General features: G+C 40.2%; 12 protein-coding genes. 7 read left to right on the forward strand and 5 right to left on the reverse strand.

Translation table 11 applies throughout. The annotated features are described in order from the left end of the window. Positions 1 to 9 precede the first annotated feature (9 nt). On the reverse strand, positions 10 to 2,265 hold the full coding sequence (locus tag Q4600_RS02765; protein ID WP_229369534.1) for a molybdopterin-dependent oxidoreductase: 2,256 nt from the start codon (positions 2,263 to 2,265) through the stop codon (positions 10 to 12). Between the two features lie 451 nt (positions 2,266 to 2,716). Between Q4600_RS02765 and Q4600_RS02770 the strand changes: the two genes are divergently transcribed. The 5 genes from Q4600_RS02770 (at position 2,717) to Q4600_RS02790 (ending at position 12,294) form a co-directional block, all read left to right on the forward strand. Further along, a complete protein-coding gene (locus Q4600_RS02770; RefSeq protein WP_303514409.1) occupies positions 2,717 to 4,810 on the forward strand; it encodes a glycoside hydrolase family 97 protein in 2,094 nt (697 codons plus the stop codon). A gap of 628 nt (positions 4,811 to 5,438) precedes the next feature. Then, complete coding sequence (locus Q4600_RS02775; RefSeq protein WP_303514406.1) at positions 5,439 to 7,022, forward strand: MFS transporter; 1,584 nt, start codon at positions 5,439 to 5,441, stop codon at positions 7,020 to 7,022. A gap of 131 nt (positions 7,023 to 7,153) precedes the next feature. After that, the gene (locus Q4600_RS02780; protein ID WP_303514403.1) at positions 7,154 to 9,646 is read left to right on the forward strand and encodes a glucan 1,4-alpha-glucosidase; all 2,493 of its coding nucleotides are present in this window, start codon (positions 7,154 to 7,156) and stop codon (positions 9,644 to 9,646) included. A gap of 234 nt (positions 9,647 to 9,880) precedes the next feature. Continuing rightward, positions 9,881 to 10,966 (forward strand): ABC transporter substrate-binding protein, encoded by a 1,086-nt coding sequence (locus Q4600_RS02785; protein ID WP_303514400.1) that lies wholly within the window; start codon positions 9,881 to 9,883, stop codon positions 10,964 to 10,966. Further along, on the forward strand, positions 10,960 to 12,294 hold the full coding sequence (locus Q4600_RS02790; protein ID WP_303514397.1) for a diguanylate cyclase: 1,335 nt from the start codon (positions 10,960 to 10,962) through the stop codon (positions 12,292 to 12,294). The genes Q4600_RS02785 and Q4600_RS02790 overlap by 7 nt, the downstream gene beginning before the upstream one ends. A gap of 27 nt (positions 12,295 to 12,321) precedes the next feature. Here the strand turns inward: Q4600_RS02790 and Q4600_RS02795 are convergent, their stop codons facing one another. The 4 genes from Q4600_RS02795 to Q4600_RS02810 all read right to left on the reverse strand — a co-directional run bounded on the left by Q4600_RS02795 (position 12,322) and on the right by Q4600_RS02810 (position 16,301). Next, the gene (locus Q4600_RS02795) at positions 12,322 to 13,254 is read right to left on the reverse strand and encodes a DUF808 domain-containing protein (protein WP_303514394.1); all 933 of its coding nucleotides are present in this window, start codon (positions 13,252 to 13,254) and stop codon (positions 12,322 to 12,324) included. Positions 13,255 to 13,312: 58 nt separating this feature from the next. After that, positions 13,313 to 14,293 (reverse strand): transporter, encoded by a 981-nt coding sequence (locus Q4600_RS02800; protein ID WP_303514391.1) that lies wholly within the window; start codon positions 14,291 to 14,293, stop codon positions 13,313 to 13,315. Positions 14,294 to 14,483: 190 nt separating this feature from the next. Next, complete coding sequence (locus Q4600_RS02805) at positions 14,484 to 15,524, reverse strand: LacI family DNA-binding transcriptional regulator (RefSeq protein WP_102526213.1); 1,041 nt, start codon at positions 15,522 to 15,524, stop codon at positions 14,484 to 14,486. A gap of 84 nt (positions 15,525 to 15,608) precedes the next feature. Further along, positions 15,609 to 16,301, reverse strand: a complete 693-nt coding sequence (locus Q4600_RS02810; RefSeq protein WP_102526214.1) for a DUF3334 family protein — start codon at positions 16,299 to 16,301, stop codon at positions 15,609 to 15,611. A gap of 293 nt (positions 16,302 to 16,594) precedes the next feature. On the opposite strand from Q4600_RS02810, the gene Q4600_RS02815 reads away from it, so the two are divergent. Then, positions 16,595 to 18,232 carry a methyl-accepting chemotaxis protein gene (locus Q4600_RS02815; RefSeq protein WP_303514385.1) on the forward strand — a complete coding sequence of 546 codons (1,638 nt, stop codon included), beginning with the start codon at positions 16,595 to 16,597 and terminating at the stop codon, positions 18,230 to 18,232. 175 nt (positions 18,233 to 18,407) lie between these two features. After that, positions 18,408 to 18,665, forward strand: coding sequence for an HPr family phosphocarrier protein (locus Q4600_RS02820; RefSeq protein WP_102526216.1), 258 nt, complete (start codon positions 18,408 to 18,410; stop codon positions 18,663 to 18,665). Position 18,666: the final 1 nt, after the last annotated feature.

Raw genomic sequence — 18,666 nt, forward strand, 5'->3', positions numbered from 1 at the left:
TGAATTGGATTACGCTGGTGCAATATCAACACGAGTAGCATGGAAAGATGAACCATTATTCATGTCAGTTAACTCACTGTTTGTTAGTTGGTTAACTGCACTCCCGCTTCCATTCTCATTCAGTTTTTTCCAACTGTTTTTCCAAGCAAACACAGTACCCACTGCCGTCATTGGCTCTACTCTGGCTACAAACTGAATTGATGCTGTACGGTTTTCATAACGCGTTGCCGTCAATATGACTTGATCGCCATCATTAATGCCTTTTGCTGCTGCGTCACTCGGATTGATATACACAGTGTGCTGAGGGAATGTACCCGCAATGAATTTGATGTTAGCCCATTGAGAGTTACTCATTTTAGGGTGAGCTGGGGTTAATAAGCGGAATTCACGCGCTTTTTCTTCATCTGTCATCCCTTTTGTAGCAAAATCATTCGATTCAGGGGTGCCAGTATCAATGACAGGATTGAATTTTTCTGGGTCAAAATAAGTACCACTGGTATCTTTAAATTCAATTTTGCCACTTGGTGTTGGGAAGTCGTAATCTTTTCTGAATGGATATGGCACAATTGGGCTATCCCAATTTTGTTCGCATAGCTCATCGTAGCTAATATTGCCTTTCCAAGTCCCACGCATAATGTCATCCATGCTTTCACTAAACTCAGGGTCGCTGTAACCCATTGCCTTAGCAAGTTCTTGGAAAATGATGGTATCGGGTTTTGACTCATACAGAGGCATAATCGCTTTGGTACTGTGCTTAGCGTAGTAACATTGATAGCTATCGATCATGTTCACTTGCTCAATGTAGCTTGATGTTGGCAGAAGATAATCAACATAATCCATGGTGTCCGTTTGGAATAAATCGATACCAACTAAAAACAAGTCATCTCGCATTAAGCCAGTTTCAATTAAATCAACATCGGGCGCAATTGCCATTGGATTACTTGAATAAACAATCATGGCTTTAATTGGGTCACAAGGCTCATCAAAAGCTAATGGGCCATATTGTCCGTCTTCATGTTGATAATCTTCTGGTAATAATGATTTACCGATTTCATTGATACTGACCGTATCTCTTACTGCGCCTTCAGGTGTTAATGAACCGCCACCAGCATAGCCCCAATCATACATGCCACCAGCTTGGGTATTTAAGTAAACAACGCCCGCACCCACTTTACCAATATTACCGGTTAATGCTGCAATAGTAGGGATCGCTTTCACCATACGACCACCGTTTAAAGTACGCTGTAAGCCATAACCAATGCGGATCATCGCACATGATGCACCAGCATAAGCGCGTGCAAACTCTTGGTATTCAGCTTTACTTACACCGGTTTCTAACTCAATTTCTTCATGCGTAAACTCATCAAGACGAGCTAATAATGCTTCGTAATCTTGAGTGTAAGATTCGATAAAGCCAGTATCGTGCAGGCCTTCTTCAACCAATACTTTCGAAATGCCAATAACTAAGGTTGCATCAGTACCGGCGGTAGGTTGTAACCAAACATCTGCTTGAGATGCAAGAGGTGTTCTTGCAGGGTTAACCACTAAAATTTTAGCGCCATTATCACGCGCTTGGTTAATGAATTTAAGATGATGGATATTGGTTGCTTGCTCATTGGTACCCCAAGAGACAAAACACTTAGTGTTGACGTAATCTTCAGGGCTTGGACCAGAAAACTCACCTAAGATGGAACTCATGCCAGAATAACCGGCACTAGCACAAATGTTTCTTTCTAATTTTCGGCTAGCGATACGGTTAAAAAATCGGTTAGCACCTGATGTCGCGCCGATCCCGCTATATCCAGAATAGGTATAAGGTAGGATCGCATTACCAGTATGAGCTGCAATAATTTCATTTAACTTGGCGGCAATTTGCGTATTCGCTTCTTCCCAAGTAATCGGTTCAAATGTTGCACCTGGTCCTCTTGGACCTACTCGCTTCATTGGCTGTTGAATTCTATCAGGACTATAAATTGATTGCAGATAAGCATGGCCTTTAACGCAAGGAGTACCTGCTGTAACTGGGTGAGTTGGATCGCCATTTACTGCAACAGCAACGCCATCTTTTGTCGATATCATTAAGCTACATCTATCACCACAGTTTCGCGGGCAAGTTGTATGAAATACACCATCTGGTTCAGGTGTTGGAGGCTCAATTACTGGCGGTTCAGTCGTGTCATCATCACTACTAGAACACCCCATAATACTTGCGGAAAATGCAAATGCGCTACTGCCTTTTAAAAAGCTACGTCTGTTCATCACCATGGTATTTCCTTTTTTTTTATGTAAAGGAACAATACCAAATCATACTTTCAGCAAATAGAAGTTTAAATTATAAAACATAGGTAAGTCATAGATTTAGCTGCACTTTTAACACTATCACAATTGCTATTACTGCAAGGCGCACTTGCAAAATCTAAATTTAACAGCCACTTTTTGAAACAATTACAGCGAGCGCAATCAAACACATTAACACCTGTATCTAAGAGGCGTTTTCAGTACCAAATAAACAACGATACAACTAGTAATTTATTTCTCAATTTTCAATTAAACACCTAATTACAAATACTTCTCATTTCAAATATATTTTATAAACGAAAAATAAATTCAACCAATTTATGACAATTGAATTGAATACGTATGTAACAAATTGCAGCTGAATAATTAACAGCTCTACTATGGGTTAAGGAAATACAAATAATAAAATGGAGTCACAATGTTATTCGCTTCAAATAACAAGCAGCATTCAATTACATCAAACATCAACTGTAAGCGAGCTCTACTAACGACATTGAGCGCCCTAACACTCTTTGCAACCCATACTCATGTACATGCCCAAACTGTAACAGTCAGCTCCCCTGATAAAAAAATTCTTGTCAGCCTTACTGATGATGGTGATAGACCAGAGTATAAAGTCAGCTTTAATGGCCAAGATGCAGTATTAAATTCACGTTTAGGTTTGGTATTTCAGTCTTTGGGGGAATTCGGCAGCGGTTTTGAAATTAAGTCATCTGATATTGAGTCATCCTCTACCCGTTGGCAGCAGCCCTGGGGCGAACGAGAATGGGTACTTGATCAGCACAATAAACTCACCACAACATTTTCAAATGGCACCTATGAGTTTATGCTTGAATTTAAAACCTTTGATGACGGTATTGGCTTTAGATATACCGTCCCTAAACAAGCCTCTCTCGCCGATGTTACATCGCTTAATATAATTAACGAGCTCACTGAATTTTCAGTACCTGATGCCCATAATGCAACAGCTTGGTGGATCCCTGGGCGTGGTTGGAACCGTTACGAATATTTATATAACACCACAAGTGTTAATAAGGTCGACCGCGCACATACACCGTTCACATACAAACTGAAGAGTGGCACCCATTTAAGTATTCATGAAGCCGCCTTAACCGATTACGCAGCTATGGTGCTAGATCAACGCAGAGACGGCACATTAAAAGCTGATTTAACCCCATGGTCTGACGGTATATTAGTTAAAACAGCACCCGGATTTACCACCCCATGGCGTACGATTCAAATAGCCGATAAAGCGACAGGCTTGCTCAATTCAGATTTAATCCTCAACCTTAACGAGCCCAATAAACTCGGTGATGTCTCTTGGGTACAACCAGGAAAATATGTTGGTATTTGGTGGGGCATGCATTTAAATGAGAACACTTGGGGATCGGGTGACAAACATGGCGCTACCACCAGCGAGACTAAACGCTATATGGACTTTGCCGCCAAATATGGCTTTGATGGCGTGTTGGTCGAGGGCTGGAATATCGGTTGGGATGGTAGCTGGTTTCATAATGGCGATGTTTTCAGCTTTACTAAGCCCTATGATGATTTTGATATCGACGCAGTAAGTGAATATGGTGCGAGCAAAAATGTGCGATTAATTGGTCACCATGAAACCTCTGGTTCAGTTACCAACTACCGTAACCAGATGAGCGACGCTTACGACCTGTATAAAAAGCACGATGTGACTCAAATTAAAACAGGTTACGTTGCTGATGGCGGCGATATTAAGCGTATCGACGAAAATGGTATAACTCGCCACGAATGGCACGATGGTCAGTTTATGGTGAACGAATACCTCCATAGCGTCACTGAGGCCGCTAAACGCGGGATCAGTATCAATACTCATGAACCAGTAAAAGATACTGGTCTTCGTCGTACTTATCCAAACTGGATTGCCAGAGAAGGTGCCCGTGGACAAGAGTTTAATGCTTGGGGCACACCGCCTAACAATCCAGAACATACCGCTATTTTGCCATATACCCGTATGTTGTCAGGCCCAATGGATTTCACTCCTGGTATTTTCGACTTAGCTCCTAAAGGCTTAGATGCAGTGAACCGCGTACAAACCACCCTTACAAAACAATTAGCCTTGTATGTGGTGTTATACAGCCCGATTCAAATGGCCGCTGATTTACCAAGAAATTATGTAGAAAGATTAGATGCATTTCAGTTTATTCAGGATGTACCCACGGATTGGAGTGAGAGTATCGCTGTAGCGGGTGAAATCGGTGATTATGTCGCCTTTGCCCGCAAAGACCGTGCATCAGAAGATTGGTATCTCGGTGCACTGACAGACGAAAGTCCACGTAAAGTCGTCATTAAACTCGATTTCTTAGGAGCAGATAAACAATATCAAGCGCAAATTTATCGTGATGGTGATAAAGCGAATTGGGAAACCAATCCCTATGATTATGTGATTGAAACCAAGACTGTCACCGCAAAAGGTGAATTGAGCTTATCACTTGCTAGCAGTGGCGGCACAGCGATTCGCTTCAAAGCTTTGTGATTTGGATTAGGCTCATGACTTACGTTTACATCGCTGGCTAGTTTGCATCGCTGGCTAGGTTACACCGTTAGTTAAACCCGTTATCAATGCTTTACTCGTTATATTGTCTAACGAACCAATTAATTTAACAATCTCCCCCAAAAGCCTGTTGTGCAATGTCTTCATTGCCTTCAGGTTTTTCTTCATTTACAGTGCCTTATATTTCATTCTTAAATACAATGCTAGCACCAATACTGCTGCCTACCTGTTACAAGTATGATCACTTTTCGTTGTGCATAAATGATGAATACGTATGTAATGAGTTGTGCCAAATTCCGCCTCAAGGCTAATATAAAACCTGCTAAATTTCTTCCTCTGCTTGTGGGGATGGATTGGGCTAGGTCGTTACTGACACATCACCTTCATCGGATTGTGTCAGGTTTTGAGTACCTTTGATAACTTCATTATCAACCGAAGATATCAATACGAGGTCTTTGGCGAATACCCGTCTAAGGGAGATGAGTATTCGCCATTTTTTTAACTATCGTTTTATCAGACGTATTAAGCACCTAGCGATAGCCACTAGTAAAATAAGAATTCAGCCTTGATGCTGAACGAGCCATTTAAAATGGAAGATAAAGGAATAATCATGTCTGTCGATAATAATAACCAGCCTCAGGCTTCTACACAGATCCAGCGTCGTCAACAACCGGAATTAAGCTTCTGGCAAATTTTTAACATGTGCTTCGGATTTTTGGGGATCCAATTTGGTTTTGCGTTACAAAACGCCAACGTCAGTCGCATATTTCAAACCTTAGGCGCAGAAATAGACGAAATACCAATTCTATGGATTGCAGCTCCCCTTACGGGCCTTATTGTACAACCTATTATTGGGTACTTAAGTGATAATACATGGAATAGTCTTGGGCGACGCCGTCCTTACTTTCTCATCGGTGCAATCTGTACCACACTAGCCTTATTCATCATGCCGCACTCACCCGTACTTTGGGTTGCTGCTGGCATGCTATGGATTATGGATGCATCAATTAATATTGCTATGGAGCCCTTTCGAGCATTTGTAGGCGATAACCTGCCAAAAAGCCAACGCACACAAGGCTATGCAATGCAGAGTTTCTTTATCGGTATTGGTGCCGTTGTTGCTTCTGCCCTACCTTATATTTTAACCAACTTTTTTGACGTCGCGAATACTGCACCGGAAGGACAAATAGCCGACTCAGTTCGCTATGCATTTTACTTTGGTGGTGCGGTGCTATTTCTTGCTGTTGGCTGGACTGTAATCTCTTCAAAAGAATACTCACCAGAAGAAATCAGTGCTTTTCAAGCTCAAGATGAAGCCCAAAGCGGAAAAGAAACCTCAGACGAACAACGCTCGCGCACTGCTGGCCAGTATCAATTTGCGGCGCTTTTATGGATGGCTGTTGGCGCTATCGCAACCGGCCTGGTCATGGGTTTTGACTTGGACAAACAACTGTATATTCTCACCATAGGTATTTTCACTTTTGGTCCACTTCAGCTTTACTGCTCAATGGCACTCAAAAAAGTGACGAGCACCAACATTGCAGAACGAGAGTCACTCGGAATGGTTTTTAATGTGGTAGATGATTTATTTCATATGCCCAAAGCCATGCATCAACTGGCGATTGTGCAATTTTTCTCTTGGTTTGCCCTATTCGCAATGTGGATTTATACCACCTCAGCCGTGACCTCATATCATTACGGCACATCAGATGTATTAACCAAAGCATACAATGATGGTGCTGATTGGGTTGGGATGTTATTTGCCTCTTATAATGGCTTTGCTGCATTAGCCGCGATTGCGATTCCCTTCTTAGCTAAAGCCGTCGGTATTCGTTTTGCTCACACCATTAACCTTACCTTAGGTGGGCTTGGTTTAATCAGCTTCTTCTTTATTACAGATCCGGCTTTGTTATGGATCCCAATGATTGGGGTTGGTATCGCGTGGGCATCAATTCTTTCAGTTCCTTATGCAATGTTATCGGGGATTTTACCACCGAAAAAAATGGGCGTATTCATGGGGATTTTTAACTTCTTTATCGTTATTCCCCAGCTACTTGCTGCCAGTGTATTAGGCGTGATTTTAAAAACCTTGTTTGACGGTCAGCCAATTTTCGCATTAATAACGGGTGGTGTATTTATGATTATTGCCGGTGTTGCAGTGCTATTTGTTGACCAACCTAGCAGCGATGTTTAATTAAACTCACGATACAAATTCAAAAAATCAGAAGTTAAATAGCTGAACTTGCTAGTAATAACGTTCGCTAATTACAAATAAGTTAATAACAGTTTGATAAAAATAAAAATTTAATTTGGGGATAGTCATAAATGAAAACCGTATTACACAAGACTACACATAAAAAATCAGTCATCGCTCATGCAGTCAATGCTGCGGTTATCGGTGCTTCAATCTTTGCGTTAACCGCATGCTCTGATACCAGTACTACCGACACAGGTACTAGCAAGGCTAAGGAAACAACCACGACAATAAACAGCAGTGCACCTGGTGCACCTGGTATCGATCCTACTTGGGCATTCTCAGGTAAAACGGGTATTGGTACTTCTTATGAGCCTTATGTCGATGGCCAATACCAAAGCAGTGCAGAAAACCCAGTCAGTAAAGTATGGTTCTCGTTAGCACAAGGTATTTTAACTGAAACCATGTATGGCATGATCCATAATGCACAGCTTAAAGAAATGCAATTCATCGTAACGGGTGAAGGTTTTGTTGATACAGAAAAAGAAGACACCATCAGTACCATTGAATACCTTCATCAAGATGAGCAAGGACGTCCACTTTCGTTAGCTTACAAAGTGACTAACAAAGCCAAAAATGGCCAATATCAAATAGAAAAGCACTTTTTTACTGATCCAAACCGCGACAGTATGATGATGAAAGTTATTTTTACTGCCTATGCAGATGGCATCACCCCCCACCTTTACGCTAACCCCCATATTGATAACAGCGGCGCAAATGACATTGCAGTCATTGAAGAACAAGCATTGGTTGCATTCACCGATAAGGCTGAATCATCAGTGATGACGATTAAATCTGATGTTGCTTTCACCCAGGCGAGCGCTGGTTTTGTTGGCACATCTGATGGTTTAAGTGATTTAAAAGACAATGGAAAGTTAGATAGTCTGTATAGCAGTACTAGCGCCGATAAAGCTTCAGCGGGTAACGTTGCCCTTACAGCGCAATATCCAACCCTCAATAAAGCTCAAGTCAGTAATACCCTTGAGATGAATGTAGCCATCGGTTTTGGCGCTGATAAGCAAAGCAGTTTAGCCAATACAGATGCAACATTAGCGACGGGTTATGACAAAGTCTTAAGTGCCTATTTGGGCAACGACAAACACACAGGTTGGAAAGATTATTTAGCCTCACTACCTGCAATTAATGCAATGAGCGCAAACACAACAGATGATGGACAACTTCTCTATACCAGCGCACTTGTACTAAAAGCTCAGGAAGATAAAACCCATGCAGGAGCTTTAATCGCTTCGCTATCAAACCCTTGGGGCGACTCAGTTTCGGCAAAAGTCGGTAGTACTGGTTATAAAGCTGTATGGCCGCGTGATTTCTATCAATGCGCAATGGCATTTCTTGCGATGGGCGATACTGAAACACCAAAAGTAGCCTTTGAATACTTAAAAAAGGTTCAGGTCAGTCAACAAACACCTGAATACGTCGGTACCCCTGGTTGGTTCTTACAAAAAACCCATGTGGATGGCGAGATTGAATGGGTCGGAGTACAACTAGACCAAACCGCCATGCCAATCATGTTGGGTTGGAAATTATGGCAAGCTGGCGTGTTAACCGATACCGAAATTACTCAGTGGTATCAAGAAATGTTAAAACCTGCGGCAGAGTTTTTAGTCACAGGCGGCAAAGTGAAACTCGACTGGAATAACACCGAAATTATCCCGCCAAGTACTCAACAAGAACGCTGGGAAGAACAAGCTGGATTCTCACCTTCAACCACAGCGGCAGTCATTGCCGGGCTCGTTGCTGCGAGTGATTTAGGCAAACTTGCTAAAGATGGCGAAGCCGAAGAATACTTAGCTATTGCTAAGAAACTTGAAGCCAGTCTTGAAAGCACCATGGTCACTAATAACGGTGAATTAGCGAAAGACAATAAGCCTTATTATGTGCGTATTAGTCCAAATGGTAATCCGAATAATGATGACAAGCTACTGGATAACAATGGTAAGCCAGGGTTAGATCAGCGTACTATTTTGGATGGTGGTTTCTTAGAGTTAGTCCGATATGGCGTTAAGAATGCTAACGACAGCGTCATTCAAAATAGTGTGATGCTAATTGATGACACTGAACTTGAGCATAACTTGCGAGTTAAGTATGAGTTTACCGCTAAAGATGGCAGCAAAATACCTGGTTATAGACGCTATGGTAATGATGGTTACGGTGAAGATATCACCACGGGTCTGAGTTATGCAGAGAAAGGCAATACCGAAGATCAACGTGGTCGTGTATGGCCTTTCTTTACTGGTGAACGCGGACATTATGAACTCGCATTAGCAAAATCTACCGACACCTTGACACCTGAAGTGCATCAGCAGTTGATCAATACATACGTTCAAGGTATGGAAACCTTTGCTAATGAAGGATTAATGCTACCAGAACAAGCTTGGGATGGTGTGGGTAACTCAACACGATACAACTATGAAATGGGCCAAGGCACTAACTCGGCGACACCACTTGCTTGGACGCATGCTGAGTACGTTAAACTCGTACGTTCTATGACTGATAAAGCAGTTTGGGACTTCTACCCTGTAGTTGCAGAAAAACTAAACCAGTAATCTTGAGTATTACTCTTGCTGTAATACGATGTAACTAGTCTTGTTAAGACGTCAGTAAAGGCCACTTTAAGTGGCCTTTTTTATGCTTTTCAAATGACATTGTATTAAGCACTTACACAGTTGTTTTTAACGCTATTGATATCAATACTAAAAATATTAACTAAATAACCCTACAAAAATTAATACTTAATCTAGAATTAACCTTAAGTGAATAATTTGTCTAAGGATCGGACTTTGAACAGCCTGCTCAATAACGTTAGAAAAAATAAAGGTTCTATCAAGTTGGCCATCCTTTTCATTAGCTGTGTCACCCTTTCACTAATACTCCTGCTATCACCCACAAAAGTGGCAACTCAAACTGAAGAAAACCCCTTCAAAATTGGCGTTTCACAAACCCCACTCAGTGCGCCATTTATTATTGCTGAACACTTATCATTATTCGAAAAAGCAAACCTTGATGTTGAACTTATAGCGTGTTTTGGCGGCGTTGAGTGCAGTGAAGCGTTAATTAACGATCAGGTTGATTTTGCAACGGCTTCAGAATCTGTAGTGATGTTTAAAAGCTATCAAACCCATGACATCGCCTTACTAACCAGTTTTGTGCAGTCTTCAAACGATTTAAAGTTATTAACTCTTAATGAAAATTTAACGATTAAAGAAAGCTCATCAATCAGTGCAGAGAGCAATAGCAATAGCAATAGCAATAGCAACAATAACCTTAGAAAAGTCGGCATCGTCAAAGGCAGTGCCAGTGAATATTATTTCGATACTTTATTGGTTGCTCAAGGAGGTAATAAGCGCGATATCGAAAAAGTCTACCTTTCACCAAAAGCGTTGGTCGATGCTTTAATCACCCGTCAAGTCGATGCTATTTCAATATGGGAGCCATACGGATATCAAGTAAAAATGCTGACCAATAATACGATAACCAATCTAGGCATTCAGGGGATTTATCAGCTCAGTTTTAACCTAATATCCAAAAAATCGTATTTTAGCCCATCGTCATCAACGAAAACAGCTCAAACTGCTGTCATCATTGATGTACTGGAACAAGCAATTCAATGGATTAATCAACACCCTGAGACTGCTATGGTGATAGTGGCCAAACACTTAGATGTTCCGCTAAATCAGATAAAATGGTCATGGAATGATTATATTTTTAGGTTGTCTATTGGCAACTCACTTTTGTCGAGTTTACAAACCCAATCCCACTGGGCTAAGCAACAGGGCTTAGTCAAAGGTAAAGAGCCAGAATTTCGTGATGTCATTTACAAACAGCCATTTGAACAAGCAAAAAGTTCCAAGGAAGTATCATGGTAAAGTCCATTAATGGAAAACTGATTATTCTGCTCTGCATTAGTTTTATTTTTACCTTGTTGCTCAGTTTTTCATTTTTAAAAATCCACTCTGCTCAACATAAAACCACTGAGACGCTGCGCTATTTTTCAGATTTACAGGAGAATATTGATGCCTTACGTAGCCAGTTGTGGTTGTTTTCGCATCGGCAAGATCAAGCCAGTTTACAACAAGTCGTTTTATCTCATGAATCTTTATCTCAGTTGTTAATAACACAAAACATCTATACACAGAGTGTGTTTAACCTTCAAAAGTTAACTGACGATATGGGATCTTTGCTAACACAAGAGCAAGCCCTTTCATCACAATCTAGCACCTCAGGAAATAGCCATGTCACTCAAGCTCAGCAATTATTACGCTACCGATATAATATATTGATTGAGAACATGTCAGAAGAAGTCGCTTATTTAAATCAAACAACTTTAGACAGTAATCAAATCGCAATTACATCTGTCATGTTGTACTCCTCCCTTGGGTTGATCTTAGCTGCAATTATAGTGTTGGCGATGAACTTCTCGATATACCAACGCTTTAAAATTGGTTTCAATAGAATGAAATTAGGGATTCATGCACTCTCAAAAGGAGAAATAAATCATAAAATAGATGCTAAAAACTTAGATGAAGAGTTTCGCTTGCTCGCTTCATTTTTTAATCAGATGACCAAAAAGTTTGAAACCACTATGGTTTCAAAACAAGAATTAGAACAAGAAGTGAACAGACAAACCAGTGAACTGGAAAAGCAAAAACAACAACTGTTAGTGTTATCTGAAAAAGATCATTTAACGGGCTTAATGAATCGCAGAGCACTAGAAAGAGCCTTAGATAACGTGATTAATGATGCCCATATATCAGGTAGTAAAGTGGCTTTATTTTTTCTCGATATCGATAACTTTAAAATTATTAACGATTCAATAGGTCACGATGCGGGTGATACGGTATTACAGCAAGTGGCTCATCGCTTACAAGAATGTACCCGTAAAGCTGATATTGTTGGCCGCCTTGGCGGCGATGAATTTTTAGTCTGTTTAGGGACTATTGAAGATTTTGATCAAATCGGTCACAAAGCGCAATCAATTCTTGACTCAGTAAGCCAACCGATTGAGTTTAATGGTAATAAATTGTCAATTACGACAAGTATGGGAGTCAGTTATTTTCCTTTTCAAGCCAGATCAAGAGACAGTTTAATTAAGCGAGCAGACCAATACATGTACAAAGCAAAGCAGTTCAAAGGAAGCTGTTGTTATGACGGCCAAGAAGTCCTTGCTCAATCCAATATAAAGGCTCACGGCTGAGACTGTAAACTCAAGCCAAGCTTTTTATTAACTTCTGAGTTTTGTTATTGCAGTCATCGTCATGACTGCAATTGCCCCTGCTATTACGCCAAATATCGCATTTAACAGACTCGGCGTTAGCGCTGCTAGTAATCCACCTAAATAAGCTATGTCACTCACCATGAGGGCAATATTGGTTATCTGAGCACTTATGGCATGAATGCCATGAGTGAGAATACCGCCCCCCACCATAAACATGGCAATCGTGCCCACAATCGTTAACCCTTTCATTAAATAAGGCGCTGAAGTTAGCAAACCAAAACCTATTTTATGCCAAACGGCAACCAGCGGCCCTTCACCTTTTCGTTGAGTTAGATAAAGTCCCAAGTCATCAATTTTGACGATACCCGCCACCAAACCATATACCCCAACAGTCATAATGATCGCAATCACGCTTAAGGTAAGAAACTGGCTTAACAAACTGCTTTGTGCGACTACACCTAAACTAATCGCAATAATCTCAGCAGATAAAACAAAATCCGTTCTGATTGCGCCTTTGACCTTTTTCTTCTCAAACGCCTTAATGTCTTGCTCAGACTTCTGGATAATTTCTTTTTCTGATATTTCGGACTTTTTATCTTTTCGGTGAACATAGGAGTGATAAATTTTCTCGAATCCTTCAAAACATAAAAAAAGCCCGCCAAACATCAACAAAGGCGTAATCGCCCACGGCATAAATGCACTAATTAATAAGGCTGCAGGTACAAGGATTAACTTATTCATGAATGAGCCTTTCGCTACAGCCCAAACAACCGGTAATTCACGTTCTGATGCAACACCTGAGACTTGCTGAGCATTGAGGGCTAAATCATCACCTAACACCCCTGCAGTCTTTCTTGCAGCAATTTTACTCATAGCAGCAACATCATCTAATATTGCAGCGATATCATCCAACAACATTAGTAAACTTGCACCAGCCATATGCTTTCCTTGTTAACGGTTAATTATTATCATTTTGCTTCATTGCTTTGTACGCGTGTTAAAAGGCGTACTGCCATACTAAGCCTAAGGTATCAAAATCATTGCCGATGCGGGTTATTACACCTGTGCTCGCATACAATTTCATACTGTGATGACGATTAAATGCTAATGAATATGTTAATCCGAATCGTGAATTTTCTTGGTCATCATCGGCATCAATACCATTTTTACTGGTTTCACCACCGATGAAGTAATTGCCACTTAACGACAGCCATTGTCCACGTGCAATACTGTAAATAATATGCCCCTGAAAAGTATATTGGGCTTGCTTGCTTAGCTGCACTTGATTATAAAATTCATCATTATCACTGTATAAACGAATCGATGTCATTGCACTGTAATACCAATCACCAATGCGATAGGACATTCCTATGCCTGGTCTAAAGACCCATTGGTTGGCTCCAGCATTGATTAACTTAGTTTCGTCATAAGTACCAATGGGAAGGCTAACCTGTAAACTGCTACCGATGACTAAGCCTTGCTGATACTTTGCAAAATCTTTTGCTTCAACCGCTGGAGCACCGTAAAAGTTCCATGTTAACCTCACTTTAGGATCGCCATAGCCACAACGATCAGCTGTCACAATTTCATTTTGATAATCAGCAGACCCTTTCATGCAGATACGCGATAATGACATATCAAATTTTGAAGAATTGCCTGCTAAGCCAAATGAATGGGCATAACCTAACACTGCTGCATCCAATGTTAGATGAGCATCTTTTAAAGGAACAGATGGAGATGGAGACAATGCGCCTTCAGAGTGCAGATAGCCTGCTGCCATAAAATGCATGTCGATCGGGATATTGGTATAACTGCGAGGCTCTAAATCTTGCGATTTAACTTGAAAGGCAATGAGGCTTAATAGGATAAACGCTATCAATAATTTAGTTTTGTATACGAGACGGTTTAAACCAAGATATATCGATAAATGAAGGTGTAAAGTGTTAACTCTATTTGGGCGTATAGTATCTTGATTCAAAGCATTATCCATAATGACTAAGGTTAACTCTCATTACAAAGTAGTCATGAAGTTAAGGTTATTTAACTGGATAAACCATCTCTTCATATCGATGCAAACAAAGCCGTCACTTTTAAAGGTAATCGGCTTTATATATTGGCATGACCATGTAAATCCAATTAATAGATATCAATTTATTACAACAGAAAATCTAATTGTCTGCCTCTGGGTTACTGCCGCAAGAATGTCTTACAACCATATTGGTAGGTATCAGCTGTGGCCCCACTTCTTTTCCGCGTATGAGCTTTAATAAACTTTCAACTAAAATTTCACCAGCAAGTTTAGTATTTTGCTTAACCGTGGTGAGAGATGGATTAGCAAAGCTTGCGACTGGGATGTCATCATAACCTACGACAGCAATATCTTCTGGCACTCTAACACCGCGTTTTTTAAGTGCACGAATTGCTCCAATAGCAATCAAGTCACTGGCAGCGAAAATAGAGTCAAACTCATGGCCACTATCCAATAATTTCATTGCAGCATCAAAGCCTGAACTTTCGGTACTGATAGCATCAAACTGACATTTTTTATTCAGTTTAATACCCACTTTTTTCAAAACCTCTGCATGACCTAAATAGCGGTCTCGAAATTCAGGGCTGTGTTCAGATGCATCGCCTAAAAAAGCAATTTTATTCAATCCAAGCGATATAATATGTTCAGTGGCTATCACGCCGCCTTGATGGTTGTCACAACCAATGGAGAGCACTTCTTTATTGTTATGCTCAGCGCCCCAAATGATGAAATGGGTATTTTGCTCTAATAATTTTTGTAACTTATGTTCATAATCTACATAGTCACCGTAGCCCAGTAATATGATGCCATCGGCCTTATTACTATCCTCATAGTCAGCATGCCAATCACTGGATAGTTGCTGAAAAGAAACCAATAAGTCATAACCCTGCTGAGCGGTTGCTCTGGTTATCGAGCCAAGCATAGACAGGAAAAATGGGTTAATTAATGATTCATCATTAGTGGGATCTTCACAGATCAACAACGCCAAAGTGTGGCTATTTTGAGTCCGTAAATTGCTGGCGTTTTTATCGACTTTGTAATTAAGCTCTTTGGCAATGGCTTGAATTCGTTGCCTTGTTTCGAGGTTAACTAAGGGACTATTTCTCAATGCGCGAGAAACCGTCGATTGCGAAACACCGGCTCGGTAAGCGATGTCGATGGAAGTAGCTTTAGATGTCATATTAGCATCAGGCCTTTTTATAGTTATTTTAGGTACTCACACCTTGTTTATACCTAAAATAACGACAGTTTTCACCGTTTTAATTTATAAACCTAACTCATTCAATAAATCATCAGCATCGTCTGCAACTATGACTGGCGCATCTTTTTTAGTCGCCGTTTTAGATTGATTGTTACTGCCATGTGCTTCAATCAATGAATCAGGATCAAATTCTTCATCTAATTCAAACTCTTTCAGCATAATGAATTCTGTTTTATCCATGGCAAACTCTAGATAAAATATATGATTATCAGCTGTTTTAAATGACACTCTTCTTGATACTGCTTCATCTAAATTAGTATCAATCGATATCGTTAACTCTTTATTGATAGTTAACATTTTTGGCTGACTTTGGCTGATTGATGTTTGTAATTCTTTTGAAATTGTTTTGATGAAATCACCCAGTATTTGATTCATCAACTCACCCATTACGTTTCCAACATCATCTGATGTGTGTGAAAAAGCGAGCTCAGATTCAGGCATTCCCATGTTAATCATGTATCTGCGATAAATCTCTATGGCAGCTTCTTTTGAAAAATTGATAACCACTAAGCCAGAAAAACCACCGTCAAATATCGAAAAGCAACCTAAGTCAGGTTTTAAACAAGTACGAGTAATATTCTGCACCATACCAGCATGGGTCACTTGGCTGTCACTGGTGCTTGAAAGAACGTGGGAAACGGAATGACATAATTTGAGTAGGATGTCATCTGTTGTAACAATTTGGACTGAATTCATAACAATATATTACCTAGTTTTACTTTTCCTTCATTCTGAGGCTTATCGAATAATAAATCAAAGCCAAAACAACTCATTAGCAAAAATAAAAAACACACATAACATACTTCGCATTAACAGTTTGATAGTTAAGCTTTTCTAAAGTTGGTCATAGTGCTTGAAAACACTCACTATATGTATCATTTTGTAAATTTATATCAGCTGATCACACTTCTACTAATAAGATGTTCTTTCTAGAACTAAAACTGTCTATATTTGCAAAATACATTGCTGAAAAATTTTAAAGAGTACCTATGATCGCCTTCCTCAGACAATTAACTATCTTGAAACGTCTCATCATAATGTTAGCTCTCGCGGCAATAGGAACCGTATGTTTTGCCAGTTTTTCTATTAATGAACAGTACAACAACCTCATCAATCAAAAGAAGGTTCAAATTGAAGCGCAAGTGTCCACCGCGACTTCCCTTCTCAATGCATTAACCCGCCAAAGTAATCAACAAACTGATGCAGAAGAAATAAAACAACAAGCCTTATCAGTAATAGCAGATTTACGTTATGGCACGAATGAATCTTACATTGTTGTTGACCAAAATAACGTCATTATCAGTTTTCCTGAAAATACCATGTTAGAAGGACGTTCATCTGACAGTTATATTGCTGCTGACGGAACGAAGCCTTTGATAGAGCTTGTCAGTAATGCTAGAAGAATGACCAAAGGCCAATCTGAATACCAAGGCAATTTATCATCAACGAATAGTGTAGAAACGATTTTAGCGGGTTCGGAATACTACCCTGAATGGGGTTGGACTATTATTGCGCATGGCAGTTCCAGTGATGTCATAGACAGCATGGGCAGTGTAGTGATTAATTATCTGATCATCATGATGCTGATTTCTATTCCTATCTTTGGCTTTTTTGTACTACTGAATATTTCTATCACATCGCCAATTAACGCTGCTATTGAAGCAATGGAAGACATCGCAAAAGGCGAAGGCGATTTATCTAAACGTTTAGATAATAGTGGAAAAGATGAAGTGGCCAAAATGGCTGATGCCTTTAATGATTTTGTGATTAAAATTTCCGCTGTAGTATCAGAACTAAAACCATTAGGCAAAGAACTTGATACCGATGCGCAGCAGCTTTTAGTCGCCGTTGAAGAGTCAAATCAAAGCGCAGAATTAATCCACAGTGAAACCCAAAGTGTTGCCACAGCAGTAAATCAAATGCTTGCAACAACCCATGATATGGCGCAAAACACTTATCAAGCAGCTGATGGCGCCAACAATGTGAAACAGCAAGCTCAGCAGTCACATGCCTTTATGCAAGAAACCGTACACGAAACGGATTTATTAGTCACTGAGCTAAAAAATGCAGAAAATGTCACCCATGACTTAGGCAAATCATCAGTTGAAATCAGTTCAATCTTAGACACCATTGGCGGAATTGCTGATCAAACCAACTTACTGGCGTTGAACGCAGCAATTGAAGCGGCACGTGCTGGAGAATATGGCCGCGGGTTCGCAGTTGTTGCTGATGAAGTTAGGGCCCTTGCCACTCGCACACAGGCTTCAACCAATGAGATCAATAAAATCATTACTAATATTCACGATGGCGTTGAACTCGTGATTAAGAGCAACACTGAAACCCAAGAACAATCTATTCAGTTACAAACTAAAGCGATTCGGTCACAAGAAGCGATGACTGAAATTTTAGCCGTCATTGCTAATATCAGTGACATGAATACCCAGCTGGCGAGTGCAACAGAAGAACAGTCTCAAGTTACCGAAGAAATCAACCGCAATATCACCACTATTTCTGAATTAACTGAAATTGCAGTCAGAACTAACGAAACGAACTCTGAAGCAGCGCAATCACTACAAACCATTAGCCAGAGCGTTACTGAAAATTTAAGCCAATTCAAAACTAACTAATCTTATCTCTCTAATTTTGTTCAGCTTTTATGCGTGAGTGATTTTGCTCACGCATACTGCTTCGCTAGATGAATCATATTTAACTTCCAAAGCTCAGTAATAACATAAACTCACTGTTAGCAATCCATGGTTTACGGTATTATTCTGACTATTATTTATGAACGAGTTAGCTTAGATGTACGAAAAAACCGTTACCATTATTGCACCCCACGGAATCCACACCCGCCCAGCAGCTTTATTAGTCAAAGCCGCAAAAAACTTTGACTGCGACGTCATTGTCGAATGTAATGGTAAACAAGCAAGTGCCAAAAGTTTGTTTAAATTACAAACATTAGGGTTATATCAAGGTCAATCTGTTAAGGTATTTGCTGACGGAGAACAGGCTGAAAAAGCAGTAGAAACTGTCTCTGAATTACTTATCACACTTAGCTAAC

The organism is Shewanella sp. 2_MG-2023, assembly GCF_030548905.1.
GTDB lineage: Bacteria > Pseudomonadota > Gammaproteobacteria > Enterobacterales > Shewanellaceae > Shewanella > Shewanella electrodiphila.